At 69.0% G+C, this 19,085-nt stretch carries 20 protein-coding genes and 2 tRNA genes; 10 read left to right on the forward strand and 12 right to left on the reverse strand.

Annotation, left to right across the window (positions count from 1 at the left end):
- Positions 1-292: 292 nt before the first annotated feature.
- The 6 genes from QZL85_RS03245 to QZL85_RS03270 all read right to left on the reverse strand — a co-directional run bounded on the left by QZL85_RS03245 (position 293) and on the right by QZL85_RS03270 (position 4,668).
- Positions 293-1,618, reverse strand: coding sequence for a phage/plasmid primase, P4 family (locus QZL85_RS03245; RefSeq protein ID WP_295573513.1), 1,326 nt, complete (start codon positions 1,616-1,618; stop codon positions 293-295).
- Entirely contained in the window at positions 1,615-1,863 is a 249-nt protein-coding gene (locus QZL85_RS03250) for a hypothetical protein (RefSeq protein ID WP_295573515.1), read from the reverse strand. Before QZL85_RS03250 ends, QZL85_RS03245 begins: the two co-directional genes overlap by 4 nt.
- Complete coding sequence (locus tag QZL85_RS03255; RefSeq protein WP_295573517.1) at positions 1,860-2,378, reverse strand: hypothetical protein; 519 nt, start codon at positions 2,376-2,378, stop codon at positions 1,860-1,862. The genes QZL85_RS03250 and QZL85_RS03255 overlap by 4 nt, the downstream gene beginning before the upstream one ends.
- A 220-nt stretch (positions 2,379-2,598) precedes the next feature.
- Positions 2,599-2,808, reverse strand: coding sequence for a helix-turn-helix domain-containing protein (locus QZL85_RS03260; RefSeq protein ID WP_295573519.1), 210 nt, complete (start codon positions 2,806-2,808; stop codon positions 2,599-2,601).
- A 279-nt stretch (positions 2,809-3,087) separates the two neighbouring features.
- Entirely contained in the window at positions 3,088-4,485 is a 1,398-nt protein-coding gene (locus QZL85_RS03265; protein ID WP_295573521.1) for a site-specific integrase, read from the reverse strand.
- Between the two features lie 112 nt (positions 4,486-4,597).
- Positions 4,598-4,668, reverse strand: a tRNA-Gly gene (locus QZL85_RS03270).
- A gap of 94 nt (positions 4,669-4,762) precedes the next feature.
- Here QZL85_RS03270 and QZL85_RS03275 point away from each other — a divergent pair.
- The 7 genes from QZL85_RS03275 to QZL85_RS03305 all read left to right on the forward strand — a co-directional run bounded on the left by QZL85_RS03275 (position 4,763) and on the right by QZL85_RS03305 (position 10,208).
- Positions 4,763-5,134: a nuclear transport factor 2 family protein gene (locus tag QZL85_RS03275; protein ID WP_295573523.1), complete on the forward strand. Its 372-nt coding sequence runs from the start codon at positions 4,763-4,765 to the stop codon at positions 5,132-5,134.
- An 85-nt stretch (positions 5,135-5,219) separates the two neighbouring features.
- Positions 5,220-5,293: transfer RNA gene (locus tag QZL85_RS03280), tRNA-Pro, on the forward strand.
- A gap of 74 nt (positions 5,294-5,367) precedes the next feature.
- On the forward strand, positions 5,368-6,762 hold the full coding sequence (tig, locus tag QZL85_RS03285) for a trigger factor (protein WP_295573525.1): 1,395 nt from the start codon (positions 5,368-5,370) through the stop codon (positions 6,760-6,762).
- Between the two features lie 150 nt (positions 6,763-6,912).
- The gene (locus tag QZL85_RS03290; RefSeq protein ID WP_295573527.1) at positions 6,913-7,497 is read left to right on the forward strand and encodes an ATP-dependent Clp protease proteolytic subunit; all 585 of its coding nucleotides are present in this window, start codon (positions 6,913-6,915) and stop codon (positions 7,495-7,497) included.
- A 23-nt stretch (positions 7,498-7,520) separates the two neighbouring features.
- Positions 7,521-8,186 carry an ATP-dependent Clp protease proteolytic subunit gene (locus tag QZL85_RS03295; RefSeq protein WP_295573530.1) on the forward strand — a complete coding sequence of 222 codons (666 nt, stop codon included), beginning with the start codon at positions 7,521-7,523 and terminating at the stop codon, positions 8,184-8,186.
- Between the two features lie 139 nt (positions 8,187-8,325).
- Positions 8,326-9,594, forward strand: a complete 1,269-nt coding sequence (gene clpX / locus QZL85_RS03300; RefSeq protein ID WP_295573533.1) for an ATP-dependent Clp protease ATP-binding subunit ClpX — start codon at positions 8,326-8,328, stop codon at positions 9,592-9,594.
- A 50-nt stretch (positions 9,595-9,644) separates the two neighbouring features.
- The gene (locus QZL85_RS03305) at positions 9,645-10,208 is read left to right on the forward strand and encodes a dihydrofolate reductase family protein (protein WP_295573535.1); all 564 of its coding nucleotides are present in this window, start codon (positions 9,645-9,647) and stop codon (positions 10,206-10,208) included.
- Here QZL85_RS03305 and QZL85_RS03310 read toward each other — a convergent pair.
- Together QZL85_RS03310 and QZL85_RS03315 are read right to left on the reverse strand one after the other, a co-directional pair.
- Entirely contained in the window at positions 10,189-10,686 is a 498-nt protein-coding gene (locus QZL85_RS03310; protein WP_295573555.1) for a GyrI-like domain-containing protein, read from the reverse strand. The two genes, QZL85_RS03305 and QZL85_RS03310, sit on opposite strands and share 20 nt — an antisense overlap.
- Positions 10,687-10,718: 32 nt before the next feature.
- The gene (locus tag QZL85_RS03315; RefSeq protein ID WP_295573557.1) at positions 10,719-12,776 is read right to left on the reverse strand and encodes a M3 family metallopeptidase; all 2,058 of its coding nucleotides are present in this window, start codon (positions 12,774-12,776) and stop codon (positions 10,719-10,721) included.
- Between the two features lie 93 nt (positions 12,777-12,869).
- Here QZL85_RS03315 and QZL85_RS03320 point away from each other — a divergent pair, with 93 nt between their 5' ends.
- The 3 genes from QZL85_RS03320 to QZL85_RS03330 are packed head-to-tail and all read left to right on the forward strand — an operon-like array spanning position 12,870 to position 14,955.
- Positions 12,870-13,502: a transcriptional regulator gene (locus QZL85_RS03320; RefSeq protein ID WP_295573559.1), complete on the forward strand. Its 633-nt coding sequence runs from the start codon at positions 12,870-12,872 to the stop codon at positions 13,500-13,502.
- The gene (locus QZL85_RS03325; protein WP_295573562.1) at positions 13,499-13,693 is read left to right on the forward strand and encodes a hypothetical protein; all 195 of its coding nucleotides are present in this window, start codon (positions 13,499-13,501) and stop codon (positions 13,691-13,693) included. Before QZL85_RS03320 ends, QZL85_RS03325 begins: the two co-directional genes overlap by 4 nt.
- Positions 13,690-14,955, forward strand: a complete 1,266-nt coding sequence (locus QZL85_RS03330) for an MFS transporter (protein ID WP_295573564.1) — start codon at positions 13,690-13,692, stop codon at positions 14,953-14,955. Before QZL85_RS03325 ends, QZL85_RS03330 begins: the two co-directional genes overlap by 4 nt.
- A gap of 3 nt (positions 14,956-14,958) precedes the next feature.
- Here the strand turns inward: QZL85_RS03330 and QZL85_RS03335 are convergent, their stop codons facing one another.
- From QZL85_RS03335 to QZL85_RS03350, 4 genes are read right to left on the reverse strand one after another with little or no spacing between them, the layout of a single operon-like run.
- Positions 14,959-15,207 (reverse strand): hypothetical protein, encoded by a 249-nt coding sequence (locus QZL85_RS03335; protein ID WP_295573567.1) that lies wholly within the window; start codon positions 15,205-15,207, stop codon positions 14,959-14,961.
- 1 nt (position 15,208) lies between these two features.
- On the reverse strand, positions 15,209-17,785 hold the full coding sequence (gene valS / locus QZL85_RS03340) for a valine--tRNA ligase (protein WP_295573570.1): 2,577 nt from the start codon (positions 17,783-17,785) through the stop codon (positions 15,209-15,211).
- Positions 17,786-17,845: 60 nt separating this feature from the next.
- Positions 17,846-18,400, reverse strand: a complete 555-nt coding sequence (locus QZL85_RS03345) for a GNAT family N-acetyltransferase (RefSeq protein WP_295573572.1) — start codon at positions 18,398-18,400, stop codon at positions 17,846-17,848.
- A 7-nt stretch (positions 18,401-18,407) separates the two neighbouring features.
- Complete coding sequence (locus QZL85_RS03350; protein WP_295573574.1) at positions 18,408-19,079, reverse strand: hypothetical protein; 672 nt, start codon at positions 19,077-19,079, stop codon at positions 18,408-18,410.
- Between the last annotated feature and the right edge of the window lie 6 nt (positions 19,080-19,085).

The following is a 19,085-nucleotide window of genomic DNA, read 5'->3' on the forward strand; positions in this document are numbered from 1 at the left end:
GGGGGTTGCAGCGCCGCCCGAAAAAAAAGGGCGCGTGTCCCCACTGTCCCCACCAGATTCCCCATCTCTCCTTCTCCTTTCCTTCCGTGCGTAAAGGTTGAGAGATAGATAGGGACACCCGGGACAGACCAAGTCTCAACTGGTAACGCGGGGCAGGACAGAACAGGGACACCATAGGGACAGAGCACGCGACAGGTAGGGACACGCACGTCCGCACCCCCCCACTTGCTTCGAGCGAGTGCTCTTGGTGGGGAGGTGCGGAGGGTGGCGGCCCGGACCGCTGTCCCTACCGTCAGGGCTCGTCGTGCACCGATTGGGCTACACCGATGCCCTCGTAGCGGTAGACGCGAGAGCCGTCCGCGCCACTGCGCGTCCGGGTCCTGGTGATGCCGTCGAGCCGGAGGACGCGTTGGCCGAAGGGACCGGACGCCATGGCGCTGTAGCCGTTGCGTCCGCACCACCGCTTGTAGCGTGCGTAGACGAGAGCAGTCGGGTCGGAGTGCAGCTCGCCGAGGTAGACGCCGTCGTCCTCATCCAGCCAGAGCAGGAACGGATCGGCGGCATCATGGAGCCGCGTGGTCGCGTCGCGCGCGGACTGCGGCGGCGCGAATCGACCACGCGCCATCAGCCGCCGTAGGCCATCCATGGCGACGTTGAAGATGCCGGGAGCCTCGTCAAGCAGCACCTGCTCATCCAGCGCCCGCATCTCGCCGCGGTTGACCATCTCCTCGACAGGCACGGCAAAGTCGACAACCTCCCAGCGCCGGCGCCAGCCGGCGGAGTTGTCGGAGGTGCGGAAGTGGTCATTCGACGCGAACAGGGGCACAGCGTATGGCACGAACTCGAACGACTGCCCGAACTTGCGGGACGCTGTGATCGAGTCGCCGCCGGTAATCTCCTTGAGGATCTGCGGGTCAGACAGGAACTTCGATGAGAGGTCACCGCTGATGTTGGCGATCTTGCCGTACAAGCCGGCTGTGGCGAACCGGTCATCGACCAGTTGATGCATCGAGATGGAACTGTACGACTCGCGTCCGAGCATTGCGCGCACCAGACGCATGAAGGTGCCCTTGCCATTGCCGCCGTCGCCGTGCAGCAGGAAGATCTTCTGTAGCGGGTTGCCGGTCATGAGCAGGTAGCCGAGGATCTCCCACACGTGCCGGTGCAGCTCGGCGTCGTCGCCCAGGACCTGCGTCATCCACGCAAACATCTCGTGCGGGATCGCGCTGGGATCGCGGACGATCGGCAGCTTGGTCATGGCGCCAAGCGCAGGAGAGTGTGGTTCGATCTCGTCGTCGAGCCACCAATAGATGCCGTTCTCGAGCACGATGTACTCCAGGTAGCCGCGCGGCAACTCCGGTAGACCGACAGTCGACAAGTCGACGTTGAGGAGGTGCGCGTCGACCTGTCCCAGGACCGTCGCGGAGTACCTGTCACCGAGCTCGGCGGCCACCCGCCGTTGCACGACTCGCTCATCTCGGGCAAAGACCCCCTCGCGGTACTCGTACATCTCGCCATCGGCGCCGCGTCCAAGCGGTGTAGGCGACGTAGCTACGCGCGCGGCGATGCGTGTCGCCGAGGGCTTGTGCGTGGTCGGGTCGAAGAGCTCCTCGCTCACAGGTCCGCACCCTTCCTGAGGACCCCGAGCCACTCGTGGAGCGTGTATCCGTCGTCGGCTGACACGATGAATCGGAGGTCCGTGGGCAGGTGTGCGACGAGCTCGTGCGGCGATACGTGCCGGTCGACAACGAGCTCCACCACGTCGCCGTTCGCACACCCTGCGAGGAGGTTGCGCACGCGATTGAGGAGGGCCGGAGCGGAGCGTGTGCCGCGCAGGTCGAGCCGGATCTTTCCGGAGATCATTGGACGCCGCCTCTCAGAAGATGAGCGGGGATGACGAGGTCCACCACGGAGAGCCGGTCGGAGCCTACGGTGGCGCCGTCGCAGTGCGGCACGCGGGTGCCGAGCGACCCTTCGTCATCGAGCTCGAGGCCCCGGGGCCACCCGTAGGTGTGTAGGGCATGGCCCTTGTATCGATCGCGGTGGAGACCGGCGTACGGGCACTGGGCAACCACCACGCGCGCGCCGGGGATGCCTTCGTTGGAACGCACGGCAACGACCAGCGAGACAGGGTACTCGGTGTATGCGGCCAGCAGCATGGCGGGCGGAGAGCTGATCATTCCGGCCTCGACCAGCGGCCACTCGGTGAGAGCGGCCGACAGATCTTTATCTGACATGTCCGGGTCAGCCGCCACGTGGTGCTCGAGCATCGACCGCACGCGGTCGGGCGACGCGCCGGCGGCGATCTGGTCCCGCTCGAGGGGGGTGCATGTGGTCAGTGCGCTCATCAGGTACGACAGCGCGTCACGCGCGGCCATCAGATGAGACCTCGCTGCCGAAAGTACGCCATCGCCGTGTGCATCTCGGTGCGGGAGAGCATCACCATGTAGGGCGTACGTTCCACCACGGCCCCCAGCGCCTGTCGCGCCTCGCGGGAGGTCGGCCGATCACGCAGGTGCTCAGGGAGTACCTCGAGTAGCGCCCACAACTGCCGTGCGACCAGAGGCGCACCGGCGGGCAGCGCTTCGCGTGTGGCGCTCACTTCGCGGCCACGGCGGGCATCGCGTTTTCGGCGAGCCAGGCCTCGAGCTCCGAGGGTCGGAAGCGGACGAGCTTGCCGACCTTTAGATACGGGATGCGGCGGGTGCTGACGAGACCGCGGAGCATCCGAACAGTGAGCCCGGTGGCCTCGGCGGCTTCGGTGATGCTCAGGGTGCGCAGGGCAGCGTTGGTGTCTGTGGGGGACACAGGGGGTGACCTTCCAGGAGTGATGCCCAAGGGGCGCGCTCTCGAGGTCGCGGATGATCCCTTGGAGGCCTCATTCCGTGGAGGCCTGTACCACTCACTGACGCCAGAAGGTCTGACTCGCCGGTTGGCTACGGCTCGTCCGGTGCACTCCTCTGAGCCAGGAGCACGGTTTCCGCCTGTGGCGGTCTTGGGCAGGACCCTCGGCAGGGCCTCGCACCGGATTACGGGACTGACGCTAGCACGCAGGCGCGACACTGCGACACGCGACGCGCAGAGACGTTAGATCGCGCGCAGTCGCCTACCGCTCCCCGCGGGCACCCCGATAAGGGCATCGAGGCGTTCGGCCAACAGCTGATCCGAGTCGTCGGCGGCGTGCGCGTAGATCTGCGCGGCGCGCATGGTGGTGTGGCCGAGGCGCTTCTGCACGTCCGGCACGGATGCCCCGATGCGGTAGGCGAGGGTCGCGCCGGTGTGGCGCAGGTCGTGCCAGGTGAGGTCCTCGCGGCCGATTACGGCGCGCGCCTTCCCGAACATGGCCGACAGTCGGGACGAGGTGACCGGAGCGCCGTTGCTCAGCGTGAATACGAGCGCGCCGGCGGATGGCCCGACGAACTCGGCGAGGTGCTGCTCGAGCGCTGCGACGACGCTGCGCGGGAGGTGCACGAGGCGTCGGCTCTTGGCGGTCTTGGTCGGCCCGAATGCGATCGGCTGTCCGGAAACCTGTTGGATAGTCCGTTCGACGTGCAGGGTGCCGGCCTCGAGGTCGATGTGTCGGCGGGCAAGGGCGAAGAGCTCGCCGTATCGGAGCCCGGACCATGCGGCCACGGTGACGGCTGCGGCGAGGTGGCGGGGCATATGCGCGGCCAGGCGTTCGACCTCGGCAGGTGTGGCCGTGCCGCGCTCTCTCGCGCGCGTCGTGCCGGCGCCCTTGATGACGCACGGATTGGCGGCGAGCAGGCCGTCTGTGACGGCGGTCGAAAGGATGCCGCGGAGGACCCGGTAGGCGTTCGCGGCCGCGGAGTCGCCGGGGCGGTCGGCGACGTTGCGCGGCGAGACGGTGACGGGAGATCCAGCGGCCTGCCATGCGGCGAGCATGGCCGCGCTCGGACGGCCGGTCGCGGGAACGTCCTGGCCGGCGGCGACCGCCCACACGCGCGCTGGGTGCTGGTCGCGCGCTCGGCGGCGATCGACGCGCGCGGAGGCACGCTCCCGGGAGGACTGGAGGACGACGGCGTACCACGCCCGTACGACAGCGGGGGAGAGGTCGGCGACGTGCATCGCGCCGAGCTCGACGCCGCGCGAACGGTCGCCGGTCCCGATGCGCGGGATGATCCACTGGTCGACGGTGCGGGAGTAGTACTCGAAGGTCCGCGGAGCGAGGTCGGGGCGGGCGGCGAGCCAATCGCTCGCGTACTCGGCCAGTGTGATCCGGCCGACCTCCGGGTCTCGCCAGGAGCCTCGCGCGCGGTCGGCGTGCTCAGCGGCGAGCCAGGCGGAGGCGGCGTCTTTTGTGGGGAACGTCGACGGCGCCGAGATGCGGCGGCCTTCGAAGCGATAGAAGGCTCGCCAGCGGCCGGAAGGCAGATGCTGGATCGTGCCCCATTGGCCGGGACTACGGCGCGCCGCGGCGGTGCGGCGGCTCTTGGCGGTCGGGTCGGAAGGGGCGGTGTGAGCCATGGTTCTGTCCTCGTCGTGAGCACGTGAGTACACGAGAGGGTCTGAACTCGCTCTCATTCCGCCGCCACTTCAGACCTGGTATTTCTAACCTGACCAGGCGTTTCTATGGCGGAGGGGATGACGGGAATCGAACCCGCACCATCAGTTTGGAAGACTGAGGCTCTACCATTGAGCTACATCCCCGTGCGCCCGCTGACGGGCACCGACTCATTCTAATACACGGCCGGGCATCGCCCCTCGACGCCAGCCTCCGCGCGGATCACGGGAGGAGACGATGATGTCCGGACAGCAGACCGTAGAGGCTCTGATCGCCACGCTGAACGCGGGCGACGTGCCAGGTATGGATGCCGTCTTCCACGAGGACGCCGTCATGGATTGGCCGCAGTCGGGGGAGCGGATCGTGGGCGGGGACAATCGCCGCAGCATCTACGGGGCGTTCCCGCAACTGCCGAAGATCACGACGCGGCGGATCACGGGTGAGGGCGACCACTGGGTGGCGGAGGCCGACCTCGACTACGGCGACGGAGACCCGTTCCAGAGCGTCTTCATCTTCGAGCTGCGCGACGGCAAGATCGCGAAGGAGACGGCCTACTGGACCAAGCCGTTCCCGGCGCCGGAGTGGCGCGCGCAGTGGGTGCAGCGCCGCTAGCATCCGGGCCTCGCCACCGGGATCCGCGAGCGCGTCGGCTAGACTGATCCGCGGCCGTATTTCGGCGCTCGCCTGCGTGCGCGCCCGGGGCGTAGCTCAGCTTGGTAGAGCGCCCGCTTTGGGAGCGGGAGGCCGCAGGTTCAAATCCTGTCGCCCCGACAACGGCCCCCAAGAACCAGACCACCAGCGGACACGCATGCGCGCGGCCGCTTCACGGAGGAGAACGAACAGGCATGGTCACCAGCACCGTCGAGAAGCTCAGCCCTACCCGGGTGAAGCTCCACATCACGGTCACCCCGGACGAGCTCAAGCCCAGCATCGCGCACGCGTACGAGCACATCGCCCAGGACGTCCAGATCCCCGGCTTCCGCAAGGGCAAGGTCCCCGCGCCGATCATCGATCAGCGCATCGGCCGCGGCGCCGTGCTCGAGCACGCCGTCAGCGAGGGCCTGGACACCTTCTACCGCGAGGCCGTCAGCGCCAACGAGGTGCGCATCGTCGGCCGTCCGTCCGCCGAGATCGTCGAGTGGCCGAGCGAGAAGGACTACTCCGGCGACCTCAAGGTCGAGGTCGAGGTGGATGTCCGCCCCGAGTTCGAGCTGCCGTCCTACGACGACGTCACGATCGAGGTCGACGCCGTCGAGACCGACGAGGCCGCCATCGACACCGAGCTGGACCGCCTGCGTGCCCGCTTCGGCACCCTCGTGACCGTCGACCGCCCCGCCGCGACCGGCGACTTCGTCGAGCTCGACCTCGTCGCGACGATCGACGGCAACGAGATCGACCGCGCCGAGGGCGTCTCCTACGAGCTCGGCTCCGGCGAGCTGCTCGAGGGCATCGACGAGGCCATCGAGTCCCTCACGGCGGGCGAGGACACCACGTTCCGCTCGAAGCTGATCGGCGGCGACCACGCCGGCGAAGAGGCCGAGGTCTCGGTGTCCGTCACCGCCGTGAAGGAGCGCGAGCTCCCCCAGGCGGACGATGACTTCGCGCAGATGGCGAGCGAGTTCGACACGATCGCGGAGCTCCGCGAGAGCCTCGTCGAGCGCGTCTCGCAGCAGTCCGTCTTCACGCAGGGTGCCGCCGCGCGCGACAAGCTCGTCGAGGCGCTGCTGGAGAAGGTGGAGATCCCCGTCCCCGCACAGCTCGTCGAGGACGAGGTCCACGCGCACCTCGAGGGTGAAGGCCGACTGGAGGACGACGTGCACCGCGCCGAGGTCACCGAGGCCAGCCAGAAGCAGTTCCGCACCCAGATGATCCTCGACAAGCTCGCCGAGAAGCACGACGTGCAGGTCTCGCAGGAGGAGCTGACGCAGTACCTCATCCAGTCCTCCGCGCAGTACGGCATGGCTCCGCAGGAGTTCGTCGACGCGCTGCAGCAGGGCAACCAGCTGCCCGCGATGATCGGCGAGGTCGCCCGCAACAAGGCGCTCGCGATCGTGCTCGGCAAGGTCACGGTCGTCGACACGAACGGCAAGACGGTCGACCTGGCCGGCTTCGCCGCCGAGGATGACGAGGCCGAGGCCGCCGAGGCCGACGCTCCCGCCGAGGAGAAGCCCGCGAAGAAGGCGCCCGCCAAGAAGGCCCCGGCCAAGAAGCCGGCCGCCAAGAAGGCCGACGCCGAGTAAGACCCTTTCCACGAACGGGCGGATGCCGCGGCATCCGCCCGTTCGTCGTCTCCGCCCGACGCCCGATATGCCGACGGCGAACACGGGCGGGTCGCTCGCGGCGCGTCGGTAGATTCATTCACGAACCGCAACCCGGAAACAGGAGCATTCATGGCTGAACCACTTGTCGCGACGAGCGTCTTCGACAGACTGCTGAGGGACCGCATCATCTGGCTCGGGTCGGAGGTGCGCGACGAGAACGCGAACGAGATCTGCGCCAAGATCCTCCTCCTCGCCGCCGAGGACTCGCAGAAGGACATCTTCCTCTACATCAACTCGCCCGGCGGCTCGATCACGGCCGGCATGGCGATCTACGACACGATGCAGTTCGTACCGAACGACATCGTCACCGTCGGCATCGGCATGGCGGCGTCGATGGGTCAGCTGCTGCTGACCGCCGGCACGAAGGGCAAGCGCTACATCACGCCCAACGCCCGGGTCCTGCTGCACCAGCCGCACGGCGGCTTCGGCGGCACCTCGAGCGACATCCAGACGCAGGCGCAGCTCATCCTCGACATGAAGAAGCGCCTCGCCGAGATCACCGCCGCGCAGACAGGCAAGACCGTCGAGCAGATCAACGCCGACGGCGACCGGGACCGCTGGTTCACCGCGGACCAGGCGCTCGAGTACGGCTTCGTCGACCACATCCGCGAATCCGCGTCCGATGTCATCGGCGGCGGCGGAACCGAGAACTGAGAGCACCGGAGGAAAACCCAGAAATGAACACCCCGACCTTCGGCATCCCTCAGGGCCTGCAGATGCCCTCCAGCCGGTACATCCTCCCGCAGTTCGAGGAGCGCACCGCCTACGGCTACAAGCGCCAGGACCCCTACAACAAGCTGTTCGAGGACCGCGTCATCTTCCTGGGCGTCCAGGTCGACGACGCCTCCGCGGACGACGTCATGGCGCAGCTCCTCGTGCTCGAGAGCCAGGACCCCGACCGCGACATCATCATGTACATCAACTCGCCCGGCGGCTCGTTCACGGCCATGACGGCGATCTACGACACGATGCAGTACGTCTCGCCCGAGATCCAGACCGTCGTCCTCGGTCAGGCGGCCTCTGCGGCCTCCGTGCTGCTGGCGGCCGGCGCACCGGGCAAGCGTCTCGCGCTGCCCAACGCCCGCATCCTCATCCACCAGCCCGCCGTCGGCGAGGCCGGCCACGGGCAGGCGTCGGACATCGAGATCCAGGCGGCGGAGATCCTCCGCATGCGCACCTGGCTCGAGGAGACCATGGCGCGGCACACCAACCGCACCCAGGAGCAGGTCAACAAGGACATCGACCGCGACAAGATCCTCTCCGCATCCGAAGCGATGGAGTACGGGATCGTCGACCAGGTGCTGACGTCGCGCAAGCGCACGCCGTCGGCCATCACGGCCTGAGCCACATGTCGAAGCCCCGCCCGTCTCGGGCGGGGCTTCGTCGTCCGGCTTTCGCAATCCCCGTCGCAATCCGCCGCGTTGTCGGTGTCAGCGATTAGGCTCGAGAACGCATTCGCAGTGAACCCTGAAGGAGGGCGCCATGGCTCGCATCGGTGAAAGCGCCGACCTGTTCAAGTGCTCCTTCTGCGGCAAGAGCCAGAAGCAGGTCCAGCAGCTGATCGCCGGACCCGGCGTGTACATCTGCGACGAATGCGTCGAGCTGTGCAACGAGATCATCGAAGAGCGCATGGCCGAGTCCGGAGACGGCGCCGTCGCCGACTTCGATCTGCCGAAGCCCCGCGAGATCTTCTCGTTCCTCGAGGAGTACGTCGTCGGCCAGGACCCCGCCAAGCGGGCTCTCTCGGTCGCCGTCTACAACCACTACAAGCGCGTCCGCGCGCACGCCACGCTCCAGCCCGCCGAGCAGCGCGCCGACGAGGTCGAGATCGCCAAGAGCAACATCCTGCTGCTCGGCCCGACCGGCTGCGGCAAGACGTATCTCGCCCAGACGCTCGCGAAGCGCCTGAACGTGCCGTTCGCGGTGGCGGATGCAACGGCGCTCACCGAAGCCGGCTACGTCGGCGAGGACGTCGAGAACATCCTGCTCAAGCTTTTGCAGGCCGCCGACTTCGACGTCAAGCGCGCCGAGACCGGCATCATCTACATCGACGAGGTAGACAAGATCGCCCGCAAGGCGGAGAACCCCTCGATCACGCGCGACGTGTCGGGCGAGGGCGTGCAGCAGGCGCTGCTGAAGATCCTCGAGGGCACGGTCGCCTCGGTTCCGCCGCAGGGCGGCCGCAAGCACCCGCATCAGGAGTTCATCCAGATCGACACGACGAACGTCCTGTTCATCGTGGCGGGTGCCTTCGCCGGCCTGGAGGACATCATCTCGGCCCGCGTGGGCAAGCACGGCGTCGGCTTCGGCGCCCCGCTGCACGAGAAGGGCAAAGACCTCGACCTGTTCAGCGAGGTGCAGACCGAAGACCTCCACAAGTTCGGTCTGATCCCCGAGTTCATCGGCCGCCTGCCCGTCGTCACCTCGGTGTCTCCGCTGGACCAGACGGCGCTCATCGAGATCCTGACCGGACCGAAGAACGCGTTCGTGAAGCAGTACCAGCGGATGTTCCAGCTGGACGGCGTCGAGCTGGAGTTCGACGACGACGCGCTCATGGCGATCGCCGATCTCGCGGTCGCTCGGAAGACAGGCGCGCGCGGCCTGCGCGCGATCCTGGAAGACGTGCTCGGACCGATCATGTTCGAGATCCCTTCGGCCGAGGACGTCGTGAAGGTCATCGTGACGCTCCCGGCGGTCACCGATGGCGCGGCCCCGACGCTCGTGCTGCGGCAGAAGCGCAAAAGCGCCTGAGGCTCGTTCCTTCCACCCGGCATGTCGGGTGTCCGCGGTAGCGTCCCGCCATGAGCCGCATCATCTTCGACACCGCCACCTCCCTGAACGGCTGGATCGCAGACGAGGACAACTCACTGAGCTGGCTGTTCGCCGCCGCGGGCGGCACGGAGCCGGACCCCGAGGTCCTGCCCTCCAACGCCGGCGTGCTCGTCGAGGGATCGACGACCTACCAGTGGGTCCTCGCCGAGTCCGACCTCCTCGCGCACCCGGAGAAGTGGCGGGAGTTCCACGGCGACCGTCCCACCTTCGTCTTCACGACGCGTGACCTGCCGACACCGAAGGGCGCCGACATCCGGTTCGTGTCGGGTTCCGTCGCCGATGCCCTGCCCGCGATCCGCGCGGCGGCCGGCGACACGGACATCTGGGTGATCGGCGGGGGAGACCTCGCGGGTCAGTTCCTCGACGTCGGCGCCCTCGACGAGATCGCGGTGTCCATCGCGCCCGTCCTGCTGACCGGCGGCGCGCCGCTGCTGCCGCGCCGGCTCGAATCCGATCGGCTGCGACTCGTGAGCGCGAAGGCCGTCGGTCCGTTCGCGCGACTCGTGTACGCCGTCAGCCCCGCACCGGCATGATGAGATCGGTCCGGAGCTCGTCCGGGGCCGCACTTCCGGGATCGCCGACGTAGCTCTCGATGGAGATGCCGTTCGGCTCGCCCTCGGCGGCGGAGACCAGTTCGCCCCATGCCGCCCCGAGCCCGTCGTACGGTCCGACGTGCGTGGCCGCGACCGCCGGTCCGGCGGGCAGCTGCGATGCCCGGACGACGAGGTCGCCGCGCGTGATCGGCGCTGCCGGTGCATCCGCCACGGGAAAGCCGAGCTCCAGGTCGAACTCGTCCATCGGGTCGCCGTAGTAGATCGCGAGAGCCGGACCGGTCGGCACGAGCTCGCCGGTCTGGAAGAGTTCGCCGATCGCTGTGTATCCGCGGTCGAAGGCGTCGCGCAGATCCGCCAATCGGATGCCGTCGTGTCGGATCACGGCGAGGGGCGTCGCCTGCAGGACGATCCGCTCGGCGAGACGGAACGGTGCGGCGGGGAACGCGGGGTCGGTCATGACGACATCCTCCCCGCGTTCCCCGTCGACGTCTACCGTCCCTCGGACAGGCCGCGTCGCACCAGCAGCGGTTCGATCTCGGCGTCCCGCCCACGGAAGTCGCGGTACGCCTCGAGCGGGTCCTTCGAGCCGCCGACACCCAGCAGGCGCCCGCGGAAGCGGTTGCCGTTCTCGCGGGTCAGGCCGCCGTTCTCGCGGAACCACTCGACGGTGTCGGCGTCGAGGACCTCGCTCCAGATGTAGGAGTAGTAGCCGGCGCTGTATCCGCCGGAGAAGACATGCGCGAAGTAGGTCGAGGAGTAGCGCGTGGGCACGACGGGGTTGTCGAGCCCGATGTCCGCGAGGGCGTCCGCCTCGAAGGTCGCCACGTCGATGTCCGCCGCGGCGTCGGCGACACTCAGCGAGTGCCACGCCTGGTCGAGCCATGCGGCTGCCAGGTACTCGCTCGTCGCGAAGCCCTGATTGAACGCCTCGGATGCGTGGAGCTTCTCCACGACCTCCGCCGGCAGGGCCTCATCGGTGTCGACGTGCCGCGCGTACGAGGCGAGGATCTCGGGCCAGTAGATCCACATCTCGTTGACCTGGCTGGGGAACTCCACGAAGTCGCGGAACACGGCGGTGCCCGCGAAGTGGGGATAGGTCACGGTGGCGAACAGCCCGTGCAGGGCATGCCCGAACTCATGGAAGAGAGTCGTCACCTCGTCGAGGGTCAGCAGCGTGGGGCGTCCCGCGGCGGGCTTGGGCACGTTGAGGTTGTTGACCACGATCGGCCGCGTGCCCCGCAGGGCCGACTGCGACACGATCGAGTTCATCCACGCGCCGCCGCGCTTCGTGTCGCGCGTGTAGAGGTCCAGGACGAAGAGGCCGAGCTCCGATCCGTCCGCGTTGTGCAGCTCGAACACGCGGGCGTCCGGGTGATAGGCCGAGATGTCGGTGCGCTCCGTGAAGCTCACGCCGTACAGCGCCGACGCGGCGCGGAACACGCCGTCCTGCAGCACGCGCTCGGCCTCGAACCACGGCCGAAGAGCGCCGCGGTCGAGGTCGTACTCGGCGGCCCGCACCTTCTCCGTGTAGAACGCCCAGTCGTGCGCCTCCAGCGCGAACGGCTCCGGCCCCGCATCGACGATCGCCTGCAGTGCCGCCTGCTCGGTGCGGGCGTTGCGGGCGGCGGGCACCGCGAGCCGGCGGAGGAGGTCGTGGACGGCCTCGGGGGAGCCGGCGGTCTCGTCCGAGGTGACGAAGGCGGCGTGCGAGGCGAACCCGAGGAGCGCTGCGCGCTCCGCGCGGAGCCGGACGATCTCGCGCAGGACGGCCGCGTTGTCGGCGTCGTTGCCGCGGGAGCCCCGTGCGCGGGAGGCGTCGAGGATGCGCTTGCGGCTGGACCGATCCGACAGCGACGACAGATAGGGGTGACCGGTGAACAGGGTGAGCGTCACGACCCACTTGCCCTCGAGCCCGCGGTCGGCGGCGGCCTGGGCCGCGGCGGAGAGTTCGCCCTCGGTCAGGCCCTCGAGCTCGTCGGCCGTATCGAACACGACGGCGAGGTCGTTGGTGTCGGCGAGGAGGTTCTTCTCGAACGTCGTGGTCAGGGTGGACAGCCGCTGATTGAGCGCCGTCAGCTCGGCCTTGGCCTCCTCATCGAGCGACGCACCCGCCAGGGCCATCTCCCGGTGATGCCGTTCCACGAGGTAGCGCTGTTCGGCGTCCAGATCGAGGGCGTCGAGCTGGGAATGGACGGCAGCGATCCGCGCGAAGAGGGCCGCGTCCAGCTGGATCGAATCCTGGTGCGCCGACATCAGCGGAGCGAGCTCCTCCTCGATCGCCTGGATCTCCGGCGTCGCGTCCGCGGAGGACACCGTGTAGAACGTCCGGGCGACGTCGCCCAGGAGCCGGCCGCTCTCCTCGAGGGGACGGAGGGTGTTCTCGAAGGTGGGGGGAGCGGGGTCCGCCGTGATGGCGGCCACCTCCGCCGAGTGCTGCCGGAACGCCTCATCGAAGGCCGGCAGGTAGTGCGCGGGCTCGATGGCGCGGTAGTCGGGCAGACCGTACGGGAGCGATGAGGGGGACAGAAGAGGGTTCTCGATCGTCATTGCGACAGCCTATCCATGCGCCGGAGATGTTGCCGCCGATTCTTTGCAAAGAAATGCTTGCAAAGAATCCTTTGCATGCGTATCCTGATGGGCATGGCAGAGAACGAGACCGATCGGGATGCGATGGCCCGCGCCGAGGCGCGCCACAGCACGGACCGCGTCCTCGACACCGGCGCGCTGCGTGCACTCGCGCACCCGCTGCGGGTGCGGATCTACGACATCCTCAGCCAATACGGTCCTCAGACGGCAAGCTCGCTCGCCGAACGGCTGGGGGAGTCGAGCGGCTCCACCAGCTATCACCTGCGCGCACTCGCCAAGCACGATCTCATCCGCGAGGCCGCCGATCGCGGCACCGCGCGGGAACGCTGGTGGGAGCGCCCCGTCGGCGGCGTCTCCTTCGCCAATCCGGACGCGATGACGACGCCCGCAGGTCGCGCCGCCACGCAGCTCGTGATGAACGAGTTCCTCCGCAACCGGAACGACCAGCTCCTCGACTTCGTCGCCCGCGGCATCGGCGGCGAGACCGAGGCGTGGCAGGACGGGACGCTCATCTCCACCGCCACCACCCGCCTCACTCCTGAGCAGAGCAAAGAGCTCTCGCTCAAGATCATGGCCTTGATCGATGAGGCCGTGGACACCTACCGCAATCAATCCGGCGAGAACGTCAGGCCCGTCAGCATCCGAGCCGACATGTTCCCGCTTCCCTCTTTCGGAGAACAGTCATGACCGCACTCGCACCGCGGGCCCTCGCCCGCCCCACGCGCTTCGAACGCCTTCTTCTCGCCACGTCCGACCACCTCGACGCGATCGTCGCGGCACGCCTCGACCGTCGCGTCGTCGCCGCACAGCCCCCGCACGCCGCGGACACGCGGGCTGTCGCACAGGCTCTCGGCTCCGTCGGGATCATGCCGCGATGACCGCGACGGAGACCGCCCCTGCGGGGCGCACCGCCCGCGTGCCGCTCGGGCGGGACTTCGGAAAGCTCTGGACGGCGGCGGCGTTCAGCAACCTCGCCGACGGCCTCGGGCGCACCGCGGTGCCGCTCATCGCGACGACGCTCACCCGCGATCCCCTGGCGATCTCCGTCATCGCCGCACTGGCGTTCGTGCCCTGGCTCGTGTTCGGCCTGCCGGCCGGGATGATCGTGGACCGGTTCGACCGCCGGGTCGTCATGGCCGCGGCGAACGTCCTCCGCGCCGGTGTCGCCCTCGCGCTGGCGGTCCTCACCGTCGCCGGCGGACTGAGCATCTGGTGGCTCTTCCTCGGTGTGCTCGTCTTCGGGCTCGGCGAGACGCTCTTCGACAACGCCACGAACGCCGCCATCCCGGGGGTGGTGGGGCGGCGCCAGCTCGACCGCGCGAACGGCTGGATGCAGGCCGCCCAGATCACGATCGACAGCTTCGTCGCGACTCCGATCGCCGGCATCCTGTTCGCCGTCTCGCTCGCCCTGCCGCTGTGGCTCGGCGCCCTCGGGTACATCGTCCCGGTGGCCCTCGCCCTGCTCCTCCCGGTGTCGGCTGCGCGCGCGCTGCGTGCGTCGGAGACCGGGGCGGAGGAGCCCGCCCGGGTGAGCACACGGGACGCCCTCATCTTCCTGTGGCGGCATCGGTACCTCCGGGCGATGGTCGTCTTCACAGCGGTGATCGGATGCGCGCTGTCGTTCGCGCAGGCCGTCGTCATCCTGTTCTTCCTCGAGACGCTGAGCGTCCCGGCCGCTGCCATCGGCTTCGTGACCGCCGGCATCGGCATCGGCGCGCTCGGCGGATCGCTCCTGGCGCCGGTGCTCGTGGAGCGCTTCGGCCGGGGACCCGTGATGTGGGCTGCCGTGCTGGCGGGCGGGGCGATGATGCTCGCGACCGGGCTCGCGCCGAACGTCTGGACGGCGGTCGCTGCGTTCGCCCTGTCGGCGTGCGCGATCTCGATCTGGAATGTTCCGTGGGGGAGCCTGCGTCAGCAGATCGTTCCGCCGGAGATGTTCGGCCGCGTCCTGGGCGTCATCCGCACGCTCACATGGGGCCTCTTCCCCGTGGCGACCGTGATCGGTGGGTGGGTCGGTCGCGCCGACCTCCGGATGCCGTTCTGGATCGGCGGCGCGGTCGTGATCGGCGCGGCGCTCCTGGGCGCGCGCCTGGTCATCGTCGGCACCCGCAGAGCGGGCGCCGAAGCACCCGCCGACTGACGATCAGCCGAACTCGTCACCCACGTCGTGGCGGACGACGACGGAGCCGGAGGCCTCGACCTCCACGATCACGCCCGTGTCGAGTTCGGCGATCGGGCGGCCCTCGAGCCACGTCAGCGTCCAGCGCGGGCGGGGCTGACCGAGCAGGTCGCCCGGCATCGCGGCATCCACCGCGCCGATCTGCGCCCGCAGGACGGCCGGGACGGCCGCGGGAGGCTCCTCGCCGCTGGACCAGCGCGTTCCGAGCTGCATGTCAGGCCTCCTGCGTTGTCAGGACGATCTCGGTGACCGCGATCGCCTCACCCTGACCATAGGTGATCTCGCCGATCCGGCCGACGGCCTTGAGGTCTCCCTCGGCCGCCTGGATCGCCGCGACCGCGGCAGCGGGGCCGCTGATCGTGAGGGTGTCGACCGCCGTCTTCTGCGAGGCCTTGGCCTCGGTCTTCGCCCGGCGGACGCCGATGAGCGCCTCTCCCACCGTGCGCAGGACGGTCGGGTCGCCCTCGATGCCGAGCGGCTCGGGCCAGGCGGCCGTGTGCACAGAGCCCTCCTCGAACCACGACCATGCCTCTTCGGCGGCGAAGGACAGCACGGGCGCGAGCAGGCGCAGCAGCGTCGACAGCGCGAGGCGCAGCGCCAGCGCCGCGGAAGCCTGGCCGACGTCGGTCTGGTTGTACGCGCGCTCCTTGACGAGCTCGAGGTAGTCGTCGCAGAACGTCCAGAAGAACCCCTCGGTCAGTTCGAGCGCCCGGGCGTGGTCGTACGCCTCGAACGCCTTCGTCGCCTCGCGGACGACGCCGTCGAGGGTGGCGAGCATCGACGCGTCGAGCGCATGCGTCACTTCGGCGCCCTCAGGCACCGGGAAGGAGAGCACGAACTTCGCCGCGTTGAGCACCTTGATCGCGAGACGCCGGCCGATCTTGACCTGCGTCGGGTTCTGCGGGTCGAACGCGGCGTCCGCCCCGAGGCGGCTCGACGCCGACCAGTAGCGGACCGCGTCGGTGCCGTGCGAGTCGAGGATGTCGGCGGGCGTGACGACGTTGCCCTTGGACTTCGACATCTTCTTGCGGTCGGGGTCGACGATGAAGCCGGAGATCGCGGCGTCCGTCCAGGGGGCGCGGTCGTCCTCGAGGGCACTGCGCACCATCGTCGAGAACAGCCACGTGCGGATGATGTCCTGACCCTGCGGGCGCAGGTCGAACGGCGCCACGAGATTCCAGAGCTCAGCGTCGCGCTCCCAGCCGCCGGCCAGCTGCGGAGTCAGGGACGACGTCGCCCACGTGTCGAAGATGTCCTTCTCGCCGTCGAAGCCGCCCGGCACACCGCGCTGGTCCTCGGTGTACCCCGGCGGCACGTCGGTGGTCGGGTCGATGGGCAGACTCGCGTGGTCCGGCCTCAGGACGCGGTCGTAGTCGCGCTCTCCGTTCTCGTCCAGCGCGTACCAGACCGGGATCGGCACGCCGAAGAAGCGCTGTCGCGAGACGAGCCAGTCGCCCGTCAGGCCGTTCGTCCAGTTCTCGTAGCGCACGCGCATGAAGTCGGGGTGCCAGTTCATCTGCTGGCCGAGGGCGATGAGCTTGTCACGCAGCTGCGCGTCGCGCGCACCGTTTCGCAGGTACCACTGGCGCGTCGAGACGATCTCGAGCGGGCGGTCGCCCTTCTCGTAGAACTTGACCGGGTGGGTGAAGGGCTTCGGGTCGCCGATGATCTCGCCGGACTCCGCCAGCAGCTCGACGATGCGCTTCTTGGCGCTGAAGACGGTCTTCCCGGCGATCTCGGCGTACGCCGCGCGCGCGGCATCCGTCACGATCACGTCGGGGGCCGCCGCCAGCACGCGGCCGTCCTTGCCGAGGATCGTGCGGTTGGGCAGGTCGAGCTCGCGCCACCAGATGATGTCGGTGACGTCGCCGAACGTGCAGATCATGGCGATGCCCGAGCCCTTGTCCTTCTGGGCGAGCGGGTGGGCGAGGACCGGGACCTCCACGTCGAACAGCGGCGTGCGCACGGTCGTGCCGAACGAGGCCTGGTACCGCTCATCGTCGGGGTGGGCCACGAGCGCGACGCACGCGGCGAGCAGTTCGGGGCGGGTCGTCTCGATGTGGATGTCGCCGGTGCCGTCGGTGCGGTGGAAGGCGACGCGGTGGTAGGCGGCCGGCTGCTCGCGGTCCTCCAGTTCGGCCTGCGCGATCGCGGAGCGGAAGTCGATGTCCCACAGAGTCGGGGCCATGGCCTGGTAGGCCTCATCGCGTCCGAGGTTCCGCAGGAACGCGAGCTGGCTCGTGCGGATCGTGTCGTCCGAGATCGTGCGGTACGTCTGCGTCCAGTCGACCGAGAGTCCGAGCTGGCGGAAGAGCGCCTCGAAGTGCTTCTCGTCCTCGAGCGTCAGGCTCTCGCAGAGCTCGATGAAGTTGCGGCGGCTGATCGCGACCTGGTCGGCGGGCTTCAGGCTCTTCGCGTCACCGGCGAACGGCGGCGTGAAATCGGCGTCGTAGGGGAGCGACGGGTCGCAGCGCACGCCGTAGTAGTTCTGCACGCGGCGCTCGGTGGGAAGGCCGTTGTCGTCCCAGCCCATCGGGTAGAACACGGTCTTTCCGCGCATGCGCTCGAAGCGCACCTTGACGTCGGTGTGGGTGTAGCTGAACACATGCCCGATGTGCAGCGAGCCGGATGCCGTCGGCGGCGGGGTGTCGACCGAGAAGACGCCCGCGCGCCCGGCGGCGGTGGCTGCGTCACGGTCGAACAGGTACGTGCCCTGCGCGGCCCACGCCGCATCCCACTTCTGCTCGAGGCCTTCCAGGGCGGGCTTGTCGGGAATGTGCGCGTTCGTCATGAGACTCCTCGGGCGATATGTGCGGCACTGTGTGAGCGTGCCTGAGTGTGGGATGCCGGACTATTCTACCGGCGCGTTCGCGACGTCGACGAGTTCGCGCCACCGCCGCCGGTCGAGCGCGAAGGCCAGGTGGGGCATGTCGACGCCGCGGTAGTGGGTCGTGTATGTGCGCCGCACGGTCATCCCCAGCCGGATCGCGACGTTCATCGACGCGATGTTGGTGCTCCGGATCTTCGTGTAGACCTCGTCGGTGTCGAGCGTCCGGAAGGCCCAGTCGCGGCACGCCGTCGCCGCCTCGACCGCGTAGCCGCGGTGCCAGTGGTCCCGGCGGAACAGGTAGCCGACCTCGAGGACCTCGTCGTCCTCGATGCTCTGCCGGGTGATGCCGCACTGCCCGATCATCTCCCCGGTCTCGCGGAGGATGACGGCCCACAGCCCGAAGCCGTCGTGCGCATACCGCTCCTGCATGCGGCGCAGCCACGCGAGCGTCTCCTCGCGGGAGAACGCGCCCTCGTAGGCCGTCATCGCGAGCGGGTCCTCGAGGATCGCAGCGAGCGACGGAAGGTCGTCGTCGGTCATCTCGCGGAGGGCCAGGCGGGCGGTACGGGGGAGCACCGCTTCATCATGCCGGGTTTCCGTCGAGGACGCGGATGCCGAGCGCCCGCGCGAACGAGGCCGCATGCGTGAGCAGCTGCGCCTCCGACATCGTCGCACCGCGAAGGGCCGCGGGCTCGGTGTAGGACAGCGCCTCCAGCCCGCGCAGGTCGAGGTCCGTGGCGCGCAGTCCGCGCGTGTCGACCTCGTCGACCCGCGTGTCCCGGAACGCCGCCCGCCTGACCTCCGCGTCCGGCAGGTCCATGGTCCCGATGACGCATCCCGTGCACCGGAGGTCGGCGATCCGTGCCGACGGCAGGCTCAGGTAGTCGATCCGGACGTCCCGGAGCAGCACCCCGTCGAGGTCCGCCCGCAGGAGGTCCAGCGTGCCGATGCGTCCGCCGACGATCTCGACGCTCCGCCACTGCCCGTCACGCGCGACGATCTCGGTGGCGCGCGGCTCGACGAGCCGGACGTCGGTGAGGACCGCGCCGGTGAGATCCAGCCGATCGGCGCTCAGCGCCGCGACGACGGATTCGGTGAGCCGGCTGTGCGCGGCATCCACCGCACCGCTGAGGCCGTCGACGCGCGCGCCGAGCAGATCCCCGTGCCGGACGAGCTCCGTCGCCGGCTCGAGACGAGCGGGAAGATCGGGCGCGGCATCGCTCGGAGGGACGGGGGAGTCGGTACGGCGGGCCATGCCGGG

Source organism: uncultured Microbacterium sp. (assembly GCF_900078385.1).
In the GTDB taxonomy this organism is placed as follows: domain Bacteria; phylum Actinomycetota; class Actinomycetes; order Actinomycetales; family Microbacteriaceae; genus Microbacterium.